Raw genomic sequence first — 22,427 nt, 5'->3', positions numbered from 1 at the left:
GGCACCGGGAAGTGTTCACCTGAGGTGATGGAGCGTCAAGGTCGCGCACAGCGGAGGTTGTTGAGGAAGGAGGGACGGTGTGGAGGACGCCCTATGGCGCCGTTACAGGCGGCTTCGTAGCCCGCCTGCGCCCTCGGTGCCCGCCATGTCCGCGGTGCCCGTACCGGTCGGACCGGCCGGCGGCGGCACCCGCGCCGCGCCTCCCCGCCGGACCTCCGTACGCTCCGTGCCCGGCCGGCCGACCACCCAGCTCGCCCCCGGCAGCGCCTTCGCGGCCTGCTTCAGCGGCGCGAGGGCGGCCGCCGCCTCACGGTGACCGCGGACGCTGCCCGGCGGACAGTCCACCGTCGCCAGCGACAGCGTGACCGGCCGCCCGCCCGCCGACCACGTCACATCCAGTACCGCCGCCGCGAACGGCGCCAGCGCCTCGGACCCGGTCAGCACCAGGAAGTCGTCCCCGCCGATGTGTCCCACCCGGGCGCCCGGCTCGCGCGCCGCGACCTCCGCCAGCGTCCGTCCCACCGCGCGGATCAGCTCATCGCCCGCCGCGAACCCCGCACCGTCGTTGACCTGCTTGAAACCGTCCACATCCAGCCAGCTCAGCGCGAACGCCCGGCCCTCGGCTATCCGCCGGTCCACCTCGCCGTTGACCGCGTCCGAACCGGGCAGCCGGGTCAGCGGATTGAGCCGCGCGGCCTCCTCCACCCGGCTCTCGGCCAGCGCCCGCACGATGTCGGCGAGATGGACCACACCCATGCACCGGCCGCGCTCGTCCACCACCGCCACATCGTCGCCGGTACGGTCGCGCTCCCCATCGGCGATCAGGTCCAGCACCTGCCAGGCGGTGGCGTCCGCACCCACCGTGCGCGGCCGGTCCGCCAGCCGCAGCGCCGGCCGGTCCGCGTACAGCGCATGCCCGTACCTCCCCGACAGCGACAACAGGAACCGGTCGCGGTCGATCGCCCGCACCGGCACCCCGTCGGTGTCCACCAGCAGCACCCCCGACACCCCCGGAAACCCGGTGAGATGGCTGCGCACGGCGCCCGCCGACGCGGACATCGGCAGCATCGCCGCGGGCTGGAGGAACTGGGCGACCGGCGGCCCCGACGGCGGGCTGTACGGTGCCGGGCCGCGGCTCTGCGGCGGGCGCTCGGCCGGCAGATACACATCGACGGCGGCGCGCCGGGCGGGCGGCGCGAACAGATGCCCCTGCGCCAGCTGCACCCCCGCCGCCCGCGCCGCCGCGTACTGCCGCTCGGTCTCCACCCCCTCGATGGCCAGCAGCCCGCCCACCTGCTCGCACAGCTGGCGCATCGCGGCCACCGCGGCCCGCCGGCCCCGGTCGGTGGCCAGCCCCGCGCACAGCGACCGGTCGAGTTTGACCAGGTCCGGCGTGAGTTCGCCGAGCAGCCGCAGCGGCAGATCGCCGTCCCCGACCCCGTCCGCGCAGATCCGGTACCCCTCGTCGCGCAGCCCCGCCACCGCCTCCAGCAGCGCGCGGTGCGGGACATGGGTGAACGGTCCGCCGATGTCCAGCGTGATCTCCCACGTCCGGCGTCCCACGTCCCGGACCGCCTTGCCCAGGGACGTCAGCGACGGCAGCTCGGCCACCGTCGCCGCGAAGACGTTCACATGCAGCGGCAGCATCGTCTCCTGGCGTGCCGCGGCCCGTACGGCGAGCGCCGCCAGCTCGGCGTCCAGATCGGGGCAGCGGTGCGCGGAGCCCAGTATGTCGAAGCCGCCCTCGCCGTCCTCGGGGCGGGCGAGTATCTCCAGCGCGGCGACCGAACCGGTCGCGAGGTTCACGACGGGCTGAAAGGCGAAGCGAAGCTGGTCCATCCAGGCAGGCACCGCGCCAGCATGCCGCTCCCGGGCTCCGAACGGCGCCCGGTTCACGCACTGTTCACGCACCCTTTCGGAGCGTACGGACCGCTGCCCGGCGAGGCACACACGGTCTTCGGGCGGGTAGGTCGTGTCCGCAAACTCCCGCTTGGCTCGCGGCGCTCCCCCAGCTAACGCTGGGAGGTGCCCCCAGGCACGGCACTCCCCCAGCTAACGCTGGGGGCACCCCTCGCGGCGTTGTCGGCGCACCCGCAGAGAACCTCCCCCACGCCTTAAGGGCGCGGGGGACCCCCATTGCGGGCGCACCTGCGCCTTGCGATGCAGCTCGGCATCCGGGGATCGCATCGAAGAGCCGAGACGGAGCGAGCGAAGCGAGTGCAGTGCACCAGACGCCGCGAGCCCGCCCTACGGGCAACAACGGGAGTTTGCGGACACGACCTAGCGGCCGGGTGTCGCACGGCCGGCCGTTCACCGTACGGCGACGACCGCCGACCCGTGTCCGAACAGCCCCTGATTGGCCGTCATGCCGACCCGTGCGCCGGGCACCTGACGCTCACCCGCCCGCCCCCGCAGCTGCCACGTCAGCTCGCAGACCTGGGCGATCGCCTGGGCCGGCACCGCCTCGCCGAACGAGGCCAGCCCGCCGCTGGTGTTCACCGGAATCCGCCCGCCGAGCGCCGTCGCCCCGTCCCCCAGCAGCTTCGCCGCCTCGCCCGTCCCGCACAGTCCCAGGTCCTCGTACCACTCCAGCTCCAGCGCGGTGGACAGGTCATAGACCTCGGCCAGCGAGAGGTCCTCGGGGCCCAGCCCCGCCTCCTCGTACGCCTGGCGCGCGATGGAGGCCCGGAATCCGGTCTCCGGCTCCGGCACGGCGGCCGCGGAGTCGGTGGCGATATCGGGCAGGTCCAGTACGGTCCGCGGATAGCGCGGGGAGGCCGTGGAGACCGCCCGGATCCGGACCGGGTCACCCGCGCCGTGCCGCCGCGCGAAGTCCATGCTGCTCAGGACCAGCGCCGCAGCGCCGTCGGAGGTGGCGCAGATGTCCAGCAGCCGCAGCGGATCGCAGACCACGGCCGACGCGGCGACCTCCTGCGCGCTGACCCGCTTGCGGTAGCGGGCGTACGGATTGAGCGCGCCCGCCGCCGCGTTCTTCACCTTCACCTGCGCGAAGTGGTCCGTCGTATCGCCGTACAGCGCCATCCTGCGGCGCGCGTACAGCCCGAAGTACGCCGGATTGGTGGCACCCAGCACCCGGAACCGCAGCCAGTCCGGATCGTCCGGGCGCTCGCCGCCGGCCGGGGCGAAGAACCCCTTGGGCGCGGCGTCCGCACCCACCACCAGAGCCACGTCCGCCAGGCCCGCCAGGATCTGCGCCCGCGCGGTGCCGATGGCCTGCGCCCCGGACGCGCAGGCCGCATAGACGCTGGTCACCCGCGCGCCCTGCCAGCCCAGTGCCCGGGCGAAGGTCGCCCCCGCCACCTGGCCCGGATAACCGCCGCGCACCGTATTCGCGCCGACCACGCTCCGTACGGCGCTCCAATCGAGCCCCGCGTCCGCCAGCGCATCCCGCGCCGCCTTCGTCCCGTACTCGACAAAGCTGCGTCCCCACTTGCCCCAGGGGTGCATCCCCGCGCCGAGCACCGCCACGTCGCGCGTCACGGGGCCTCCCCGCGGCCGTCGGCGATCGGCTTCCAGTGCCAGGTCGTCCAGGTGTGCCCGGCATCCTCGTTGAGCACCCCCGGCACCAGCTCGACCTCCGCGCCGACCTCGAGATCCCCGACGCTCACGCCGGGCGCCGCCTGCCCGAGCACCACCATCCGCTCCGCCGCCAGCTCCACGGCGACCAGCGTGTACGGCCGCCACTCGGTGTCGGGGTCGCTGACGTAGGGGGCGGGCGGGCGATAGCGGGCATCGGTGTAGGACCAGACCGTGCCGCGGCGGGAGAGCGGCACCTCGACCAGCTCGCCGCCCGCGCAGCCGGGATTGCGGCAGAAGACCTCCTCGCGCGGGAAGAACACCGCGCCACAGGCCCGGCACCGCGTCCCCAGCAGATGGAACTCCGCGGCGTCGGGGTCGAACCACCCCGGCACCACCGGACTGCGTGAGCGTGACACGACGCCTCCCAGGACCCGAAACTGACGGAACGTCAGAAGTGTGGCACGCTGCCGCTCGGCGCGGAACCCCGGTACAGTCGCCGGCGCGATCACGCCGTTCACGAGGGGGACCGCCCGTGACCGAAGCCCGCGCCGACGCCGGTGCCGCCCGCACCGCCGCGCCTCCCGCCGTCCATCTGGCCTCCGTCGCCAAGGACTTCGGCACCCGCCGCGCCGTCGACACCACGGAACTGACCCTCCGCAAAGGTGAGTTCTTCTCCCTCCTCGGCCCCTCCGGCTCCGGCAAGACCACCCTGCTGCGCCTGATCGCCGGCTTCGAACGCCCCACCACCGGCCGCATCACCCTCGCCGGCCGCGATGTCACCGACCTCCCGCCCAGCCGGCGCGACGTCCACACCGTCTTCCAGGACTACGCCCTCTTCCCGCACATGACCGTCGAGCAGAACGTCGCCTACGCGCTGACCGTGCGCGGCATCCGCAAACCCGAACGCCTCGCCCGCGCCCGCGAGGCCCTGGCGACCGTCCGGCTCGACGGCTACGGACCGCGCCGCCCCGACCGGCTCTCCGGCGGCGAGCGCCAGCGCGTCGCCCTCGCCCGCGCCCTGATCGACAGCCCCGGACTGCTGCTCCTCGACGAGCCCCTCGGTGCCCTCGACCTCAAGCTGCGCCAGGAGATGCAGGCGGAGCTCAAACGCATCCAGCGCGCCACCGGGGTCACGTTCCTCCTCGTCACCCACGACCAGGAGGAGGCGCTGACGCTCAGCGACCGCCTCGCCGTCCTCGACGGCGGCCGCATCCAGCAGACCGGCCCGCCGCTGGAGGTCTACGACCACCCGGCCACCGCCTTCGTCGCGGGCTTCGTCGGCACCACCAATCTGCTGCGCGACGAGGCGGCGGCGCGCGTCGTCGGCGCCCCGGGCACGTACAGCATCCGCCCCGAGCGCATCCGGATCGCGGAACCCGGCAGCGTGCCGGGACCGGGGGAGCGCGGCCTGCCCGGCCGGATCACCGATATCGCCCATGCCGGAGCCCACACCCGCTTCGTGGTCCGTCTCGACGGCGGTGACGACCGGCTCACCGTGCTGCGGCAGAACACCGCAAGGATGCCGGCGGCGGCGCGTACCGGTGCGGCCGTGCACCTCCTGTGGGACGTCGGCGACGCCTTCCCCGTGCCGGGCTGAGGGGCCGTCGCGCATCCGACGCCCTCTGGTGGCGGCCGGCCGGTTTCCGGATACTGGCGGGGCCCGACAGCCGTGTGCGACAGGGGAGTTCACCATGCGCAACGCCAAGGTGTGGCAGGCCGCCGCGGCGGCCGGAGTCCTGCTGCTGGCCGCCGCCTGCGGCTCCGGCGGCGGTGCCGGCGACGGCGGGCCCGCCGAGCGGAAGACCGTCGGCAAGGGCGAGGGGCAGGTCGACATCGTCGCCTGGGCGGGCTACGCCGAGGATGGCTCCAACGACCCCAAGGCCGACTGGGTGCACCCCTTCGAGAAACGGACCGGCTGCAAGGTCAACACCAAGACCGCCGGGACCTCCGACGAGATGGTCGCGCTGATGAAGACCGGCCAGTACGACACCGTCTCCGCCTCCGGCGACGCCACCCTGCGCCTGATCGCCGCCAAGGACGTGGCACCCGTCAACACCAAGCTGGTCCCGAACTACCGCGACATCTTCGCCGGCCTCAAGATGCGCCCGTTCAACTCCAGGAACGGGCGGATGTACGGCATTCCGCACGGCCGCGGCGCCAATCTGCTGATGTACCGCACCGACAAGGTCTCCCCGGCCCCCGACTCCTGGAAGGCCGTCTTCGACGGCGCGCCGAAGTACTCGGGCAAGGTGACCGCCTACGACTCGCCCATCTATATCGCCGACGCCGCCCTCTACCTGATGAAGACCGAGCCGGCGCTCGGCATCAAGGACCCGTACGCCCTGGACGGCAAGCAACTGGCCGCGGCCGTAGCCCTGTTGAAGAAGCAGCGGCAGCACATCGGCGAATACTGGAGCGACTACCAGAAGGAAGTCACCGCCTTCAAGGGCGGCGACAGCGTCATCGGCACCAGCTGGCAGGTCATCGCCAACACCGCCAAGGCGGAAAAGGCCCCGGTCAAGGCCGTGCTGCCCAAGGAAGGCGCGACCGGCTGGTCCGACACCTGGATGGTCTCCGCCCGGGCCGAGCACCCCAACTGCGCCTACAAATGGCTCGACTGGATCGTCTCGCCGAAGGTCAACGCCCAGGTGGCCGAGTACTTCGGCGAGGCGCCGGCGAACGCCAAGGCCTGCAAGGAGACCGCCGACCCCCGGCACTGTGCGGTCTACCACGCCGACGACGAGAGCTACTACCGCCGCGTCCACTTCTGGACCACGCCGGTCCCGCAGTGCCTCGACGGGCGGAAGAACGTCACGTGCACCGATTACGCGGAATGGACCCGCGCCTGGACGGAGATCAAGGGTTAGCAGGGCGAGCCGTCGGATGTCCTCCACCAGCGACGGGCCCGGCGCCCGCGCCCGGCTCGCCGCCCTGCTCGCCCCGCCGCTCCTCTGGCTGGTCCTCGCCTACCTCGGCTCCCTCGCCGTCCTCCTCCTCACCGCCTTCTGGACGACCGACCCCTTCACCTCCGACGTCGTCCACTCCTTCACCACCGACAACTTCCGCGACGTCCTCACCACCCCGGTCTATCGCACCGTCGCCCTGCGCACGCTAGGCATCGCCGTCGCCGTCACGCTCCTCGACGCCGCCCTCGCCCTGCCCATGGCCCTCTTCATGGCGCGGGTGGCCACCGGCCGGCTACGTGCCGCCCTCCTGGTGGCCGTCCTCACCCCGCTGTGGGCCGGCTACCTCGTCAAGGCGTACGCCTGGCGGGTCATGCTCGGCGAGCACGGCCTCGTCAACGCGGTGCTCGCCCCGCTCGGGCTGCACGGCCCCGGATACGGCACGACGGCCGTCGTCCTCGTCCTCGCCTACCTGTGGCTGCCGTACATGATCCTGCCGGTCCACGCGGCCCTGGAACGGCTGCCCGCCCACCAGCTGGAGGCCTCCGCCGACCTCGGCGCGGGCACCCTGCGAACGCTGCGCTCCGTCGTCGCCCCGGCCGTCCGGCCCGCGCTCCTGGCCGGTTCCGTCTTCACCTTCTCCCTCTCGCTCGGCGACTACCTCACCGTGGGGATCGTCGGCGGCCGCACCCAGCTCCTGGGCAATGTCATCGCCTCCCAGGTCACCCTCGACCTGCCGCTCGCCGCGGCCCTGTCCGCCGTGCCCGTGGCCCTCATCGTCTGCTACCTCGCCGCCGTCCGCAGGGCGGGCGCCCTCGACTCCCTCTAGCCAGGAGGTGGTTCGGTGCATCTGCCGCGCACCGCCCGCATCGTGCTCGGCTGCGTCACGGCCGCCGGACTCACCCTGATCTATCTCCCGCTGATCGTGGTCGTCCTCAACTCGGTCAACGCCGACCGCTCGTTCGCCTGGCCACCCGGCGCGCTCACGGGCGAGTGGTGGCGCCGCGCCCTGCACAGCGCGGGCGCCCGCGACGCCCTGTGGACCTCCCTGCAGGCGGGCCTCGGCGCCACCGCCATCGCCCTGGTCCTCGGCTCGCTCGCCGCGTTCGCCGTGCACCGCCACCGCTTCTTCGGCCGGGGGACCGTCTCGTTCCTGATCGTGCTGCCGATCGCGCTGCCCGGCATCGTCACCGGCATCGCCCTCAACGCCGCGTTCCGCACCGTCCTGGAACCGCTCGGCATCGGCTTCGGCCTGTTCACCGTCGTCGTCGGCCATGCGACCTTCTGCGTCGTCATCGTCTTCAACAACGTCGCCGCCCGGCTCCGCCGGATCGCCCCCTCGCAGGCCGAGGCCTCCGCGGACCTGGGCGCCGGCCCCTGGCAGACCCTGCGCCATGTCACGTTCCCCGCGCTGCGTCCGGCCCTTTTCGCCGGCGCGCTGCTGGCCTTCGCGCTCTCCTTCGACGAGATCGTGGTGACCACCTTCACGGCGGGCGCGGGCACCAGGACGCTGCCCGTCTGGATCTACGAGAACCTCGCCCGCCCCCGCCAGGCGCCGGTCGTCGACGTCGTCGCCACGCTGCTGATCGCGCTGTCCGTGATCCCCGTCCACCTGGCGCAGCGACTGTCGTCGGATCCGGCGGGCGGGCGGATCCGGCGCCTGCCGACCGGCGGAACCTGACGCCCTTCGTCCGTCAACTCCCGTTCTCGGCAAGCCACTTCGCCGCGATCTCGGCCAGCTCCGCATCCCGTCCCGCGAGCATCATCCGGATCATCTGCGCATCCCCGCGCAGCGACCAGGCCGGGTGGCCGAAGGTCGCGGGGTTGTTGCCCTCGATGAGGAAGTGCGCGGGCCAGGCCGTGCCGTAGCCGATGACCGGCAGGGCGAGCAGCAACTTGGGCCGCCGCCGCAGCGCCCCGTACGCGGACAGCGCCAGCCCGGTCAGGGTGCCGGTCAGATGGATCCAGCGGGTGGCCGCCTTCGAGTGCATCGCCACGTAGTAGGGCCAGAACTCCTCGTACGAGCCGAACTCGCGGCCGGCGCAGTCATCAGTCATGCCCGCACGGTAGTGCCGCCCCTGGACGCTGTCAGTACCCGGTGCTATGTTGTTCTCGCTTCGAGAAAGACTCAAAGTGAGAATGACAAGCAGGGGGCGATGCGACCATGGACGCGCACCGGGGGAGTGGCACCGCGGACGGCGGCGACGACGGCGCGTTCCTCGCGGCGTACGACCCGCGCGACTTCCCGGCCATCGCCGTGACCGTCGACATCGTCGTACTGACGCTGCGTCAGGGCGCCCTGCACATCCTGCTCGTGGAGCGCGGCGGCCGGCCCTTCAAGGGCTCCTGGGCGCTGCCCGGCGGCTTCGTCCAAGCCGGCCGGGAATCGCTCGACGAGGCCGCGGCCCGCGAACTGGCCGAGGAAACCGGGCTGGACGCCACGCAGCTGGAGCGCGTCCACCTCGAACAGCTCGGCTCCTACGGCGACCCCGGCCGCGACCCGCGGATGCCCGTCGTCACCGTCGCCTACCTGGCCTTCGCCCCCGACCTCCCCGAGGCGCGGGGCGGCAGCGACGCCTCGTCCGCCGCCTGGATCCCGGTCGCCGGACTGGGGCTCGGCGCGGGGCAGGACTTCGCTGTGGGCGATACTTCCGCCGTCACCGAACCGGACGCGGCCCGCCCGCGTCCCCCAGAGCAGGGCCCGGGGCACGGGATCGACGGGGGTGGTTCCGTGCCCCGGCCCGACGACGAAACACCCCAGGCGCCCGGCCGCACGGCCCTCCCGCTCGCCTTCGACCACGCCCGGATCGTCACCGACGGCCTCGACCGCGCCCGCGCCAAGCTCGAATACACCCCGCTGGCCACGGCCTTCCTCGGCGAGGAATTCACCATCGTCGAACTCCGCGGCGTCTACGAAGCCATCTGGGGCAGCCCACTGCACGCCGGGAACTTCCACCGCAAGGTGCTCTCGGTCCCCGGCTTCGTCGAATCCACCGGCGCGACCGCCGCCCGCGGCGGAGCCCGCGGCGGCCCCCGCGCCCGCCTCTACCGCGCCGGCGACGCCCGGCTGCTGCACCCGGCGCTGCTGAGGCCGGACCGCGAGGAGAGCGTGCGATGACCGGCACGCCGGACACCCGCGCCGCCGCCCGCGCCGCCCTGGCCGCCGCCCGGGCCCCCGCCGACCTCTTCCCCGCCGACGACGCCGCGGCCGCCCGCATCCACCGCAGGCTCGCCCGCCTCCTGCACCCGGACGCCGTCCCAGAGGCCGAACGCCCGGTTGCCGAGGCCGAGTTCGCCCGCCTCGATACCCTCTGGCGGCGACGCACCGCCACCACCCGCCCCACACTCACCACCCGCCGCCGCACCTACACCCTCGGGCCGGTCGCGGCCTCCGGCGACCTCGCCGTACTCCGCGAGGCGTCGTACGAGCGGGGCGGCACCCGGCACCGCGCCCTGCTGAAGATCCCGCGCGCGCTCGCCGACAACGACCTGATGGAACGCGAGGCGAGCGCCCTGAACCGGCTCGCCCGCCGCGGCGAGCCACGCCACCGCGGCTACGCACCCCGGCTCCTGGAGACCGTCCGCCACCGCGACCCGGACACCGGAGCCGAACGCCGCATCAACTCCCTCGTCCCGCTGACCGGCTGGCACACCCTGACCGACGTCCGGGCCGCCCACCCCGACGGCCTCGAACCACGCGACGCCGCCTGGATGTGGCGCCGGCTCCTGGTCGCCCTCGGCTGGGCACACCGCGCCGGCCTGGTGCACGGCGCCGTCCTGCCCGACCACCTCCTCATCCACCCCGGGCAGCACGGCCTCGTCCTCGTCGACTGGTGCTACAGCACCGCCCTGGGCGAGCGAGTCCCCGCCCTCGTCGAACGCCACCGCGACCACTACCCGCCCGAGGTCACCGGCCGCCGCCCGGCGACCGAGGCCACCGACATCCACCTCGCGTCCCGCACCATGGCCACCCTCATGGGAGAACGCGCCCCACAACCGATGCGGGCCTTCCTGCGCGGCTGCACCCTCCCCGCCGAGGCCCGCCGCCCGCACGACGCCTGGCGGCTGCTGGCCGAGCTGGACGAACTCCTCGACCGCCTGTACGGGCCCCGTACCTTCCGTCCGTTCGCGATGCCGGCCCCACGGCCGCATCCCTAGACGGCATCCCACCACGCAACGACACACCACCTCAGGGGGAATCACCATGGGCAGCGGAACCTGGTCCACCAACGTCTACGGCGCCGCGGCGAGCTACCGCGCCGCCTCCGGCACCAGCGCCTTCGACTACAGCGACCGCACCACCGCCTCCACACCGCGCCACACCTGGACGGCACACCCCTCGCTCGCCCCCGACGGCCTCACCACCCGGGAGAGCCGCGACTCCGACGAACACCCCACGTCGCTCGCCATCTCCGTCGTCTTCGACGTCACCGGATCGATGGGCTCGGTGCCGCGGGTGCTCCAGACCAAGCTCCCCGAGCTGTTCGGCCTGCTGCTGCGCAAGGGGTACGTCGAACACCCACAGATCCTCTTCGGCGCCGTCGGCGACGCCACCTGCGACCGCGTGCCGCTCCAGCTCGGCCAGTTCGAGTCCGACAACCGCATGGACGACGACCTCGGCAACATCCTGCTCGAGGGCGGCGGAGGCGGCCAGATGACCGAGTCGTACGAACTCGCGCTCTACGCCATGGCGCGGCACACCAGCCTCGACTGCCACGAAAAGCGCGGCCGCCGCGGCTACCTCTTCCTCATCGGCGACGAGATGCCCTACGGCAAGGTCAAGGCCCGCGAGGTCCGCGCCGTCTTCGGCGACCACCTCACCGAGGACATCCCGCTGCCCGCGATCCTCGCCGAACTGCGGCGGAAGTTCGAGGTGTACTTCATCGTCCCCGCCGGGGCCGCCCACGTCGGCAACACCGCCGTCCTCGGCACCTGGCGGAAGCTCCTGGGCCAGAACGTCATCGAACTCGACGACCTCGACGCCGTCTGCGAGACCATCGCGCTGACCATCGGCCTCGGCGAGGAGGCCATCGACCTCGCCTCCGGACTCGACGACCTCGCCGACATCGGCTCCGACGCCGGCGCCACCGTCGGCAGGGCGCTGGCCACCCTCGGCCGGGAGAACGGCACGGTGGCCCGGTCGTCCGCACCGCTGATCGACGGCGACCCCGGGGCGGGCGGCACCACCCGCCTGTGACCCCGGACGGCCGGCCCCGAGAGCTTCTGGAGAACACCGTGCACACCATCGTGGTCGACCTCGGCTACGGCGACGCAGGCAAGGGCACCGTCGTCGACCGGCTCTGCACCCCCCGGCCGGGCGCAGAGCCGGTCACGGCGGTGATCCGCTTCAACGGCGGCGCCCAGGCCGCCCACAACGTCGTCACCACCGACGACCGCCACCACACCTTCGCCCAGTTCGGCTCCGGCACCTTCAGCCACGTCCCCACCCACCTCTCCCGCCTGATGCTGGTCGACCCGCTCGCGCTCGCCGCCGAGGCCCGCCATCTGGCCGGCCTCGGCGTCCCCGACCCGCTCGCGCTCCTCACCGTCGACCGCCGCGCCCTGCTCACCACCCCCTACCACGCCGCCGCCAACCAGGCCCGCGAACGCGCCCGCGGCACCGCCCGGCACGGCTCCTGCGGCATGGGCATCGGCGAAACCGCCGCCTACGCCCTCGCCCATCCGGCCGACGCCCCGACGGCCGGCGACTGCACCTCCCGCACGACGCTGCGCCGCAAACTCACCCTGCTCCGCGACCGGCTGGCCTCTCCCATTCCCCTCAAGGGCATGGGAGACGCCCCCGTCCCCGGCCCCCTCGACGTCCCGCCCGTCGAGGCCTGCCTGGACGCCTTCACCGCCTTCGCCGACCACGTCACGCTCGTCGACGAGAGCCATCTGCCCCGGCTGCTGCGCAGCGGACGCGCCGTCTTCGAAGGCGCCCAGGGCGTGCTGCTCGACGAGTGGTACGGCTTCCACCCGTATACCACCTGGTCGACGACCACCTTCGACGGCGCGGAAACCCTCCTCGCCGAAGCGGGCCGGCCGCGGGAGTCCGCGCTCCGCCTCGGCGTCGTACGGACCTACACCACGCGGCACGGCCCCGGCCCCCTCGTCACCGAGGACCCCGCCCTCACCGCCGCCCTCCCCGAACCGCACAACGGACACGGCCGCTGGCAGGGCGCCTTCCGCGCCGGGCATTTCGACGCGCCCGCGCACGCCTATGCGGTGGCGGCCTGCGGGGGAGTGGACGGGCTGGCCGTCACCCACCTCGACGCACCCGCACGCCGTCCCGGGCTGCGCCTCGCCCGCGGCTATCGCACCCCACAGGGCCCGATGCCCCGCATACCGGCCGCGGCCCGGCCCGGCGATCTCGTCCGCCAACAGCGGCTCACCGAACGGCTGTTGACCGCCCGCCCGGCCGACTGGCAGTCACCGGGCCCCGATCCCCACGCCTGGACGGAGGCCATCGCCGGCGCCCTGTCCGCGCCGGTGCTGATGCAGTCGTACGGGCCGACCGCGGCCGACAAGACCGAAACGACCGGAGCCCTCGGCACGCTAGGCATGCTCGGCACGGCCGGGAAGATCACTGCACCGGGAAGTCGAAATACGTGTCCGGAAAGGTCTCCGGCTTGAAGGTGTAGTGCCACCACTCTTCCGGGAGGTTCACGAACCCGGCCCGCTCCAGGCCCTTCTTGAGCAGCAGCCGGTTCTTCAGCTGCCGACCGTGGATCCGCGGATCGAGGGTGTGCGCGAGCGTGTCGAAGCAGTCGAAGCCGGTCCCCATGTCGAGGGAGTTGTCCGGGAAACGCGCGGCCTTCGGCCCGTAGCACGGCGTCAGCGGCTCACCCGGCACATACGGACGGGTGGGCACCGCGGGCAGCCGCACCAGCGTCACATCGAGCGTACTGCCCCGGCTGTGGCCGGACTTGGCGGCGATATAGCCGTCGTCGAACAGCTTCGTCTTGTCCACCCGCGGATAGAACTCGGCCTTCATCCGCTGATCGCCGAGGTCCTTGGCCCACCGGACGAAATGGTCCACCGCGCGCTGCGGCCGGTAGCAGTCGTACACCTTGAGCGAGAAGCCCCGCTTCAGGAAGGAGCGCTGGGCGCGGTGCAGCGCCTGCGCGGCATCCCGCGTCAAGAGGCACTTCGGCCTGCGATAACCGTCCACCGCCACGCCCATGAAGTCGTGCGAGGTGAAGTAGCGCATCTCCTGAAGGATCGTGGGATCCACATCGCGCAGCGCGACGAACTCCTTCGGCCGGTCGGACGGACGCGGCACCGTGCCCGCCGAGGCGCCCGACGGGACAGTGGTGACGGTCAGCAGGGCGGCGGCGGCGACGGCGAGGCCGCGCAGCGCGGCAGCAAGTCTCGGCATGGCCCTGATCTACCAGCCGCGGCCACCGGAACGGAAGACCACGACACCCCCCGGGGCCGCCTAGCCATCCAGCCCCCGCACCCGCACCCGATACCCCACCGCGCCCCCGCCCTGCCGCTCCACGACCACCGCGCCGCCCTCCAGCCGCGAGGTGAACCGCTCCACCTCCGGCCGCCGCCAGCCGTCCCCGACATCCGGCACCACCACGCCACCCCCCAGACGCCCCGCCGCCGGCGCCCAGACCTCCAGCACCGTCCCGCCGTCCGCATCCGCCACCGGCAGCACCGCACCCGCCCGCGCCAGCACCGGAATCCGCGACAGCGGCGCGTCCACCACCACCTGGCCGGGCCCCTCGTACGCCCGCCCGGTGGCCGTGTCGTACCACCGCCCGCGCGGCAGCCGCACCGACCGCCGCGTCACGCCACCCTCCAGCACCGGCGCCACCAGCAGCCCGTCCCCCAGCAGGAAGGCGTCCTCACAGTTCCGCAACCCCCGGTCCCGCGGCGCGTTCCACCACACCGGCCGGACGTACGGCGCGCCGGTCAGCCGCGCCAGCTGCCCCAGCGTGTGGAAATACGGCAGCAGCCGCTCCCGCCCGCGCAGCGCCGTACGGGCGTGCTCCAGCACCTCGCTCCCGTACTCCCACGGCTCCCGGCGCCCCGCCCCCAGCGCCGAATGGGTACGGAACAGCGGCAGATACGCGCCCAGTTGGAACCACCGCAGATACAGCTCCCGGGACGGCTGTGCCGAGAAGCCGCCGATATCGGGGCCGCTGTAGGGCACCCCGCACAGCCCGAGCCCCAGCACCAGCGACAGCGAGGCCCGCAGTCCCGGCCAGCCCGTCGCCACATCCCCCGACCAGGTGCCGCCGTAGCGCTGCAGCCCCGCCCAGCCCGACCGCGAGAACAGGAAGGGCCGTTCCTCGGGCCGCAGTTCGCACAGCCCCTCATAGCCGGCCCGCGCCATCGCCAGCCCGTAGACGTTGTGCCCCTCCCGGTGGTCGCCGCCCCGGCCCTCCAGCGCGTGCCGGGCCGAGCGGGGCAGCGTCGGCTCCCCGAAGGCGGCGAAGGACACCGGCTCGTTCATGTCGTGCCAGACACCCGCGAAGCCCTGCCCGAGCCGCTCCGCGTACAGCGCGCCCCACCACTTGCGCACCCGCGCATCGGTGAAATCCGGATACACCGACTCGCCCGGCCACACCACCCCGCGCACCTCCCGCCCGCGCGCGTCCCGCACGAAGGCATCGGCCGCCGCCCCGCCCTCGTAGACCGCATCGCCCGGCGCCGCCTTCACCGCCGGATCCACGATCGACACCAGCCGCACCCCCTCCGCGCGCAACTCCCGCGCCAGACCCGGCAGATCCGGATACCGGTCCCGGTCGACGGTGAAGACCCGGCGGCGGTCGTAATGGTCGATGTCCAGATGGACGGCGGACAGCGGCAGACCGCGCTCCCGATAACCGGCGACCACACGGCGCACCTCGTCCTGCCCGCCGAAACCCCACCGGGCGTGCTGATACCCCAGCGCCCAACGGGGCGGCAGCGCCGGCGCGCCGGTCAGCGCCGACCACCCCAGGAGCACCCGGGCGGGGGCGCCGAGCAGCACCCAGTAGCGCAGCGGCCCGCCGTCCATCCGCAGCTCACACGTGCCGGGCCGGTCGTGCCCGGAGCCCGCGCCCTCCGCGCCCTCGCGCAGCGTCACCCGGCCGTCCCAGGAATTGTCGTGGAAGACCAGATGCGTCCCGGCGTCCGCCACCACCATCTGGACCGGCATCGTCAGGGACAGCGGATCGTCCCCCGGCACGAACGCCCCGCCCGGATCGGTGTTCCACAGCCGGTACACCCCGTCCCGCAGCCGTGGCCCGTGCGCCCGGCCGCCCAGCCCGAAGAACCGCGCGTCGGCCCCCACCTCCGAACGCTGCACCCACCGCGAGACGCCGCCCCCCTCCGGCCGCCCGTCGGCCGCCGTATCGCCCGCCGTGTCCGCGGCATCCCACCAGCGCGGCGGCAGCTCCCGCCGCAGCGTGACACCCCCGGGCGTGCGCACCTCGACCGCACCGTGCCGGGACACCGTCACCAGCACCCGCTCCGAGACGACCCGCCAGCCGCCCTCCGTGTCCGGCTCCAGCACCGCCCGCGGATCCACCTCCGGACACGCCCCGGCCAGCGCGTACGAGGGCTCCGGCTCCGCGCCGTCCCAGCCGCAGAACACCGCGCCGCCCGACGCGACCCGCACCCGCAGCGACGACCGCGCGAAGTGGATCAGCCCGCCACCCGGCTGCGGCTCCGCACCGCTCGCCGCCCCCGGCACCCGCGCCCGCTCCCCGCCCTGCCGCGCAAACGCCCGCGCATCCGCTCTCCGGCGTCGCCACGCCGTACGCACGGACCGCAGCCCCTGCGCCGGCCCGACCGCCCTGACCATCCGTACCGACCGCACCAGTTCCCGCCCGTCCATGCAGGCCAGCCTGCCATTGACGCACCGGTGGGCGGGCTGCGTTCAACTGCCGTTCACCTGCGCGGGGTCACCCTCGGCCATGTTCAGGCCCGCGGACCGGGGCCCGATGGCTTGATACCGGCGGGCAACCGGACGATCACCACACCCCGTGGCCGCCGCCACCCCCGAATGTGGGAAACCCACCCTGGTGCACAAGTCGATCACATGGCATGGTCCAGGCAAGCCGTGTCACGCGCGCGCCCCCACCCACCAGGCAACCGGGGCCCGCGCCCGACCGACGCACACCACGCGTATCGCCCGGGAGCCGCATCATGACCACCGCACCGCAGTCCGCCGACCGGCCGGAACCGCAGCCGGAACCCCTCTGGCAACCCGGCCCGGACCGCATCGCCGGCGCCCGGATCACCCGCTTCCACACCTGGGCCGCCACCCACCACGGCGCGCCCGAACCCACCCCGGGCGACCCCGCCGCAAGCTACGCCGACCTGCACCGCTGGTCCGTCGCCGACCTCCCGGCCTTCTGGCAGGCCACCGCCGAATGGTTCGACGTCCGCTTCACCACCCCGTACGAAACACCCCTCGCCGACCGAACGATGCCCGGCGCCAGCTGGTTCCCCGGCGCCACCCTCAACTACGCCGAACACGCCCTGCGCGCCGCCGAGGACCCGGCCCGCGCCGACGCCCCGGCGCTCCTGTACGTCGACGAGACCCACGAGCCCACCACCGTCACCTGGGGCCGGCTGCGCGACCAGGTCGGCTCGCTGGCCGCCGCGCTCCGCCGCCTCGGCGTCCGCCCCGGCGACCGCGTCAGCGGCTATGTCCCCAACATCCCGCAAGCCGTCGTCGCCCTCCTGGCCACCGCCGCGGTCGGCGCCGTATGGACCTCCTGCGCCCCCGACTTCGGCGCCCGCAGCGTCCTGGACCGCTTCCAGCAGATCGAACCGGTCGTCCTGTTCACCGTCGACGGCTACCGCTACGGCGGCAAGGAACACGACCGCCGCGACACCGTCACCGAACTGCGCGCCGAACTCCCCACCCTCCGCGCCGTCATCCACATCCCCCTGCTCGGCACCCCCGCCCCCGAAGGCGCCCTGAACTGGTCCGACCTGACCACGAACGGCACCGGAACCCCCACCGAACCGGTCTTCGAACAGGTCCCCTTCGACCACCCCCTCTGGGTCCTGTACTCCTCCGGCACCACCGGCCTGCCCAAGGCCATCGTCCAGTCCCAGGGCGGCATCCTGCTCGAACACCTCAAGCAGACCGGCCTGCACTGCGACCTCGGCCCCGAAGACCGCTTCTTCTGGTACACCTCCACCGGCTGGATGATGTGGAACTTCCTCGTCGGCGGCCTCCTGGTGGGCGCCACGATCGTGCTCTACGACGGCAGCCCCGGCCACCCCGACATCTCCGCCCAGTGGCGGGTCGCCGAAACCACCCGCGCCACCGTCTTCGGCACCTCCGCCGCCTACGTCATGGCCTGCCGCAAGGCCGGCATCCACCCGGCCCGCGACCTCGACCTCTCCGCCATCACCTGCGTCGCCACCACCGGCTCCCCGCTCCCGCCGGACGGCTTCCGCTGGCTGCACGAATGCTTCGCGGAGAGCGGCGCCGACCTGTGGACCGCCTCCGTCAGCGGCGGCACCGACGTCTGCAGCTGCTTCGCCGGCGCCGTCCCCACCCTCCCCGTCCACATCGGCGAACTCCAGGCCCCCTGCCTCGGCACCGGCCTCCAGGCCTGGGACCCCCAGGGCAAGCCCGTCACCGACGAGGTCGGCGAACTCGTCGTCACCAACCCCATGCCGTCCATGCCCATCCACTTCTGGAACGACCCCGACGGCAGCCGCTACCACGACAGCTACTTCGACATGTACCCCGGCGTCTGGCGGCACGGCGACTGGATCACCCTCACCTCCCGCGGCAGCGTCATCATCCACGGCCGCTCCGACTCCACCCTCAACCGCCAGGGCGTCCGGATGGGCTCCGCGGACATCTACGAGGCCGTCGAACGCCTCCCCGAGATCCGCGAATCCCTGGTCATCGGCCTCGAACTCCCCAACGGCGGCTACTGGATGCCCCTGTTCGTCCACCTCGCACCCGGCGCCACCCTCGACGACGCCCTCCGCAACCGCATCAAACAGACCATCCGCACCGAACTCTCCCCCCGCCACGTCCCCGACGACATCATCGAGGCCCCCGGCGTCCCGCACACCCTCACCGGCAAGCGCATCGAGGTCCCCGTCAAACGCCTCCTCCAGGGCACCCCGCTCGACAAGGCCGTCAACCCCGGCTCCGTCGACAACCTCGAACTCCTCCGCTTCTACGAGCAGGTGGCCCGCGACCGCGCCCAGTAACCACGACTGAGGCCCTGGTCAGCGCCGCCCCGCCGGCCGCCGAACGGCCATTGTCAGACCCCCCGCTTACTCTCAGTGACAAGTGACGTTCGACCAACGCACCTCACTGAGGGGGAGTCATGACATCCACGACCCGGCACACCGACCAGGCCGCCGCCCGCCGCAAGCTGCGCCGCGAAGTCCCCAGCACCGCCGCCGTCCTGGCCGACGAGCGGGACTTCGCGGCCATGCGCCGCTACCGCACCTTCCCGTTCGACGACCACCGCAGCTACCTCCAGCAGATGGAAGCCCTGCTCCGCACCCTCGCCGCCCAAGGCGTGCTCACGACCCTGAGCCGCTTCGACCCGGCCGCCTACGAGCAGTACTGCGGGGACCGCGCGCTGGACCCGGACCACCCCGACAGCCGCACGCGCTACACCGCCGAACTCGCCTGTACGGGAGCCACGTTGCCCTACGCCGGCGAGCCACTGGTCCAGCTTCTCCCCGTGCTCATCGAGGAGGCCGACCGCCACGCGACCTGGGACCGGGCATCCGCCCTCCTGGCCCGCGCGGGCAGCTGCCCCGACTGCGGCGCGGACCTCGGCCACGCCGCCTTCGCCCGCGCCACCGCCGCCGTCCGACAACTCCTCGAAGCGCTCGGCGACGGCGCCCACCACCTCGTCTGCAGCATCCCCGCGGGGGATCCACCCCTCCTCGCGATCCTGCACACCACCGCAGGCGAGACCGGCCGGCCGCGCCTCTCCGAGTCCGAGACCCTCATCTTCTGTACGGTCCTCGCCGCCGGCCTGGCGCTGAGCACCCCGGGAGGCATCGTCGCCCGCACCACGACCGGCGAGAGCCGTTCCACCGTCCGCGGCTGGTCCCTGCGCGACGGCTGGCCCTGCCCGCTCACCGAGGCCGAGGTCTTCACGGCGTACTGCACCGACGCCGACACCGGCGAGCCCATCCCACCCGAGCACGGCGTCGACTACGCCCCCGGCCTCACCCTCACACCCCCACCGGACGAACACCGCCACCACTGACCACGCGCTCCGCCCGGCCGCTACGCCTCAACGGCAGATGGCCGCCCCACCACACGGCGGGACGGCCGTCAAAGGCTCCGGCGACGCATGCGCCGGCCGGCGCTACTCCCCGGAGAGCACCGCCCGCGCCGCGGCCCGCGCATCATCGGCGGTGTCCGCGGCCCGCGCCGCGGCCGCCGCACGCTCGCACTGCGCCAGCGTGTGCTTCGCCAGCGTCGCGCGCACATACGGAATCGAGGCCGCACCCATCGAAAGGCTGGTGACACCAAGCCCCGTCAGCACACACGCCAACTCCGGATCGGAGGCAGCCTCACCACACACACCACAGCTCTTGCCCTCGGCCTTCGCGGCCTCGGCCGAAGCCGCCACCAGGTCCAGCAGCGCCGGCTGCCACGGATCCTGCAGCCGCGACACCGCCCCCACCTGACGGTCGGCGGCAAAGGTGTACTGCGCCAGGTCATTGGTCCCCAGCGAAAGGAACTCCACCTCTTGCAGAATCGACCGCGCCCGAAGAGCCGCGGACGGAATCTCCACCATCGCGCCGAACTTCGCCCGCAGCCCGGCCTCCCGGCACGCATCCGCGAACGCCTTGGCGTCGATCCGGTCCGCCACCATCGGGGCCATGACCTCGAGGTAGACCGGCAGCCCCTCGGCCGCCCTGGCCAGCGCGGCCAGCTGCGTCCGCAGCACGTCGGGGTGGTCCAGCAGCGTCCGCAGACCCCGCACACCCAGCGCGGGGTTCGGCTCGTCGGCCGGCGTCAGGAAGTCCAGCGGCTTGTCGGCACCGGCGTCGAGCACCCGCACCACAACGCGTCCCTCGGGGAACGCCTCCAGCACCTTCCGGTACGCCTCGACCTGCTTGTCCTCCGACGGCGCCTTCTTGCTGTCGTCAAGGAACAGGAACTCGGTACGGAAGAGACCGACCCCCTCCGCCCCGGCCTCCACCGCAGCGGGCACATCGCCGGGCCCACCGACATTCGCCAGCAACGGCACCTTGTGCCCGTCGGACGTGGCACCCGGACCGGACGAAGCGGCCAGCGCCGCCTTCCGCTCCGCCGCGGCCCGCTCGAGCGCCGCCCGCTGGTCCGCATCCGGCTCGACGAACACCTCACCGGTGCTGCCGTCCACCGCGATCACGGTGCCTTCGACGATCTCGCCGGCCCCGGGCAGCGCCACCACGGCCGGCACGCCCAGCGCCCGCGCCAGAATCGCACTGTGGCTGGTCGGCCCGCCCTCTTCCGTCACGAAGCCCAGCACCAGCGCCGGATCCAGCAGCGCGGTGTCCGCCGGCGCAAGATCCCGCGCGATCAGCACAAACGGCTCGTCGCTGTCCGGCACACCCGGCATCGGCACACCCAGCAGCCGCGCGACGATACGGTTCCGCACATCATCAAGATCGGCGACCCGCCCTGCCAGGTACTCACCGGCCCCCGCCAGCAGCGCCCGATAGGCAGCAAAAGCGTCATACACGGCCCGCTCGGCGGTGCTGCCCACGGCGATCCGCCGCTCCACATCCGCCATCAGCTCGGGGTCCTGCGCCATCATGGCCTGCGCCTCGAGCACGCCCTGCGCCTCGCCGCCCGCCAGATTCCCCCGTGCGACCAGATCGGCGGCAACAGCCTCCACGGCCTGACGCGCGCGCCCCTGCTCGCGCTCCGCCTCCTCCGCCGGAATCTGCTTGGCCGGCGGCTCGAGTACCGCCGTACCCATGTGCCGCACCTCGCCTATGGCCACGCCGTGGCTTACGCCGACGCCCCGCAGCGTTGTCTCCATGTCACCCGTCTCCCTTGATGCGGCGGTCCCGGCCGCCGCGATGGATGTCGTACCTGCCGTCAGAGACGGCGTCCGGCTGCTACTGCCAGGAGAAGAGCGCGTCGCCCGCCTTGACGTCGCCGTCCTCGCGCACGTCACCGAGCGAGTCCGCGGCCGCCTCCAGCGCGACAACCGGGCACACCGCCGACTTGCCGGCCTCCTCGACCGCAGCCGGGTTCCAGCGCACGACCGCCTGGCCGCGGGAGACGGTGTCCCCCTTGTTGACGAGCAGCTCAAAGCCCTCGCCATTGAGCTGAACGGTGTCGATACCAAGGTGCGTCAGCACCCCGTGCCCCTCGGCGTCGACAACGACGAAGGCGTGCGGGTGCAGCGAAACAACAACGCCGTCCACGGGCGAAACCGCCTCGGACGGCTCACGAACGGGGTCGATGGCGGTACCCGGACCCACCATCGCTCCGGAGAACACCGGATCGGGCACTGCCGCGAGTCCGATGGCGCGTCCAGCAAGAGGGGACGTCACGGTGGTCATGGGAAGCCTCCCAGGGGTGGAGATTCATCAGGCCGCCGTCACTACCTGTCCTGGACGGCGCACCGTTCAGAAGCGTAAGTCATAAGAACGGCCGATTCCGCATGGGCGACACCGGCCGAACGGACCCTGATCCCCGCTGAATCGATTTGCCTCGCCCACAGCAGGCCTGTACTGTCTGAGACCTGCCCCAGACAGTCAGGCCGCAATCAACTGCGGCCCGTACGGCCGTGGGCGGTACCCCCTCAGAGTCTTGATCGAGATTCTCGAATTGTGTGTTTCTGCATTTCTGCAGAAAAGCAGCGGTTCGAAAGCCCCGAAAAGGCCTGATAGAGTGTGAAACACCGAAGGGAAGCGCCCGGAGGAAACCCGAGAGGGAATCCAAAGGAAGCGTCCGTTCCTTGAGAACTCAACAGCGTGCCAAAAGTCAACGCCAGATATGTTGATACCCCGTCGACCGGAAACATCCGGGAGATG

The 22,427-nt window shown here is 72.8% G+C and carries 18 protein-coding genes; 10 read left to right on the top strand and 8 right to left on the bottom strand.

Annotated features, from left to right (window positions below):
* Positions 1-102: 102 nt before the first annotated feature.
* The 3 genes from ACIRPT_RS20020 to ACIRPT_RS20010 form a co-directional block, all read right to left on the bottom strand.
* On the bottom strand, positions 103-1,851 hold the full coding sequence (locus ACIRPT_RS20020) for a GGDEF domain-containing protein (protein WP_403828685.1): 1,749 nt from the start codon (positions 1,849-1,851) through the stop codon (positions 103-105).
* A gap of 459 nt (positions 1,852-2,310) precedes the next feature.
* Positions 2,311-3,501, bottom strand: coding sequence for a lipid-transfer protein (locus tag ACIRPT_RS20015; protein WP_403507938.1), 1,191 nt, complete (start codon positions 3,499-3,501; stop codon positions 2,311-2,313).
* Positions 3,498-3,956: a Zn-ribbon domain-containing OB-fold protein gene (locus ACIRPT_RS20010; RefSeq protein WP_403828683.1), complete on the bottom strand. Its 459-nt coding sequence runs from the start codon at positions 3,954-3,956 to the stop codon at positions 3,498-3,500. The genes ACIRPT_RS20015 and ACIRPT_RS20010 overlap by 4 nt, the downstream gene beginning before the upstream one ends.
* 116 nt (positions 3,957-4,072) lie before the next feature.
* Here ACIRPT_RS20010 and ACIRPT_RS20005 point away from each other — a divergent pair, with 116 nt between their 5' ends.
* The 4 genes from ACIRPT_RS20005 to ACIRPT_RS19990 all read left to right on the top strand — a co-directional run bounded on the left by ACIRPT_RS20005 (position 4,073) and on the right by ACIRPT_RS19990 (position 8,124).
* Positions 4,073-5,137: an ABC transporter ATP-binding protein gene (locus ACIRPT_RS20005; protein WP_403828681.1), complete on the top strand. Its 1,065-nt coding sequence runs from the start codon at positions 4,073-4,075 to the stop codon at positions 5,135-5,137.
* 94 nt (positions 5,138-5,231) lie between these two features.
* The gene (locus ACIRPT_RS20000; RefSeq protein ID WP_403828679.1) at positions 5,232-6,407 is read left to right on the top strand and encodes an ABC transporter substrate-binding protein; all 1,176 of its coding nucleotides are present in this window, start codon (positions 5,232-5,234) and stop codon (positions 6,405-6,407) included.
* Positions 6,408-6,423: 16 nt separating this feature from the next.
* Positions 6,424-7,272 (top strand): ABC transporter permease, encoded by an 849-nt coding sequence (locus ACIRPT_RS19995; protein ID WP_403507930.1) that lies wholly within the window; start codon positions 6,424-6,426, stop codon positions 7,270-7,272.
* 15 nt (positions 7,273-7,287) lie between these two features.
* A complete protein-coding gene (locus ACIRPT_RS19990) occupies positions 7,288-8,124 on the top strand; it encodes an ABC transporter permease (RefSeq protein WP_403507928.1) in 837 nt (278 codons plus the stop codon).
* Positions 8,125-8,137: 13 nt separating this feature from the next.
* Here ACIRPT_RS19990 and ACIRPT_RS19985 read toward each other — a convergent pair whose 3' ends face one another.
* Positions 8,138-8,500 carry an Mpo1-like protein gene (locus ACIRPT_RS19985; protein WP_403507926.1) on the bottom strand — a complete coding sequence of 121 codons (363 nt, stop codon included), beginning with the start codon at positions 8,498-8,500 and terminating at the stop codon, positions 8,138-8,140.
* A 107-nt stretch (positions 8,501-8,607) separates the two neighbouring features.
* Here ACIRPT_RS19985 and ACIRPT_RS19980 point away from each other — a divergent pair, with 107 nt between their 5' ends.
* The 4 genes from ACIRPT_RS19980 to ACIRPT_RS19965 are packed head-to-tail and all read left to right on the top strand — an operon-like array spanning position 8,608 to position 13,076.
* Positions 8,608-9,561: an NUDIX hydrolase gene (locus ACIRPT_RS19980; protein WP_403507924.1), complete on the top strand. Its 954-nt coding sequence runs from the start codon at positions 8,608-8,610 to the stop codon at positions 9,559-9,561.
* Positions 9,558-10,601, top strand: a complete 1,044-nt coding sequence (locus tag ACIRPT_RS19975) for a molecular chaperone DnaJ (protein ID WP_403507922.1) — start codon at positions 9,558-9,560, stop codon at positions 10,599-10,601. The genes ACIRPT_RS19980 and ACIRPT_RS19975 overlap by 4 nt, the downstream gene beginning before the upstream one ends.
* 46 nt (positions 10,602-10,647) lie before the next feature.
* The gene (locus tag ACIRPT_RS19970; protein ID WP_403507921.1) at positions 10,648-11,640 is read left to right on the top strand and encodes a hypothetical protein; all 993 of its coding nucleotides are present in this window, start codon (positions 10,648-10,650) and stop codon (positions 11,638-11,640) included.
* Between the two features lie 38 nt (positions 11,641-11,678).
* On the top strand, positions 11,679-13,076 hold the full coding sequence (locus ACIRPT_RS19965; protein ID WP_403828676.1) for an adenylosuccinate synthetase: 1,398 nt from the start codon (positions 11,679-11,681) through the stop codon (positions 13,074-13,076).
* Here ACIRPT_RS19965 and ACIRPT_RS19960 read toward each other — a convergent pair.
* Together ACIRPT_RS19960 and ACIRPT_RS19955 are read right to left on the bottom strand one after the other, a co-directional pair.
* Positions 13,027-13,821 carry a M15 family metallopeptidase gene (locus ACIRPT_RS19960; protein WP_403828674.1) on the bottom strand — a complete coding sequence of 265 codons (795 nt, stop codon included), beginning with the start codon at positions 13,819-13,821 and terminating at the stop codon, positions 13,027-13,029. The two genes, ACIRPT_RS19965 and ACIRPT_RS19960, sit on opposite strands and share 50 nt — an antisense overlap.
* Positions 13,822-13,881: 60 nt before the next feature.
* Positions 13,882-16,275 carry a glycoside hydrolase family 31 protein gene (locus ACIRPT_RS19955; RefSeq protein ID WP_403828672.1) on the bottom strand — a complete coding sequence of 798 codons (2,394 nt, stop codon included), beginning with the start codon at positions 16,273-16,275 and terminating at the stop codon, positions 13,882-13,884.
* A gap of 311 nt (positions 16,276-16,586) precedes the next feature.
* Between ACIRPT_RS19955 and ACIRPT_RS19950 the strand changes: the two genes are divergently transcribed.
* Positions 16,587-18,629, top strand: a complete 2,043-nt coding sequence (locus ACIRPT_RS19950; protein ID WP_403828670.1) for an acetoacetate--CoA ligase — start codon at positions 16,587-16,589, stop codon at positions 18,627-18,629.
* A gap of 119 nt (positions 18,630-18,748) precedes the next feature.
* Positions 18,749-19,651 (top strand): hypothetical protein, encoded by a 903-nt coding sequence (locus tag ACIRPT_RS19945; RefSeq protein ID WP_403828668.1) that lies wholly within the window; start codon positions 18,749-18,751, stop codon positions 19,649-19,651.
* 102 nt (positions 19,652-19,753) lie between these two features.
* On the opposite strand, the gene ptsP is transcribed toward ACIRPT_RS19945, so the two are convergent.
* Both ptsP and ACIRPT_RS19935 read right to left on the bottom strand, forming a co-directional pair.
* A complete protein-coding gene (gene ptsP / locus ACIRPT_RS19940) occupies positions 19,754-21,424 on the bottom strand; it encodes a phosphoenolpyruvate--protein phosphotransferase (RefSeq protein ID WP_403828666.1) in 1,671 nt (556 codons plus the stop codon).
* A gap of 79 nt (positions 21,425-21,503) precedes the next feature.
* Positions 21,504-21,953 carry a PTS glucose transporter subunit IIA gene (locus tag ACIRPT_RS19935; protein ID WP_403828664.1) on the bottom strand — a complete coding sequence of 150 codons (450 nt, stop codon included), beginning with the start codon at positions 21,951-21,953 and terminating at the stop codon, positions 21,504-21,506.
* Positions 21,954-22,427 lie beyond the last annotated feature (474 nt).

The sequence above is a fragment of the Streptomyces sp. NPDC101227 genome (genome assembly GCF_044767545.1).
Classification (GTDB): Bacteria; Actinomycetota; Actinomycetes; order Streptomycetales; family Streptomycetaceae; genus Streptomyces.
The sequence above is the reverse complement of the archived record's forward strand: the minus strand, read 5'-3'. Positions and strand labels throughout refer to the sequence as shown.

Bases quoted from the DNA above. Each gene is read 5' to 3' on its own strand.
- ACIRPT_RS20000 (WP_403828679.1), top strand. From the start codon at position 5,232: ATGCGCAACGCCAAGGTGTGGCAGGCCGCCGCGGCGGCCGGAGTCCTG.
- ACIRPT_RS19995 (WP_403507930.1), top strand. From the start codon at position 6,424: ATGTCCTCCACCAGCGACGGGCCCGGCGCCCGCGCCCGGCTCGCCGCC.
- ACIRPT_RS19985 (WP_403507926.1), bottom strand. From the start codon at position 8,500: ATGACTGATGACTGCGCCGGCCGCGAGTTCGGCTCGTACGAGGAGTTC.
- ACIRPT_RS19980 (WP_403507924.1), top strand. From the start codon at position 8,608: ATGGACGCGCACCGGGGGAGTGGCACCGCGGACGGCGGCGACGACGGC.
- ACIRPT_RS19975 (WP_403507922.1), top strand. From the start codon at position 9,558: ATGACCGGCACGCCGGACACCCGCGCCGCCGCCCGCGCCGCCCTGGCC.
- ACIRPT_RS19970 (WP_403507921.1), top strand. From the start codon at position 10,648: ATGGGCAGCGGAACCTGGTCCACCAACGTCTACGGCGCCGCGGCGAGC.
- ACIRPT_RS19960 (WP_403828674.1), bottom strand. From the start codon at position 13,821: ATGCCGAGACTTGCTGCCGCGCTGCGCGGCCTCGCCGTCGCCGCCGCC.
- ACIRPT_RS19955 (WP_403828672.1), bottom strand. From the start codon at position 16,275: ATGGACGGGCGGGAACTGGTGCGGTCGGTACGGATGGTCAGGGCGGTC.
- ACIRPT_RS19950 (WP_403828670.1), top strand. From the start codon at position 16,587: ATGACCACCGCACCGCAGTCCGCCGACCGGCCGGAACCGCAGCCGGAA.
- ACIRPT_RS19945 (WP_403828668.1), top strand. From the start codon at position 18,749: ATGACATCCACGACCCGGCACACCGACCAGGCCGCCGCCCGCCGCAAG.
- ptsP (WP_403828666.1), bottom strand. From the start codon at position 21,424: ATGGAGACAACGCTGCGGGGCGTCGGCGTAAGCCACGGCGTGGCCATA.
- ACIRPT_RS19935 (WP_403828664.1), bottom strand. From the start codon at position 21,953: ATGACCACCGTGACGTCCCCTCTTGCTGGACGCGCCATCGGACTCGCG.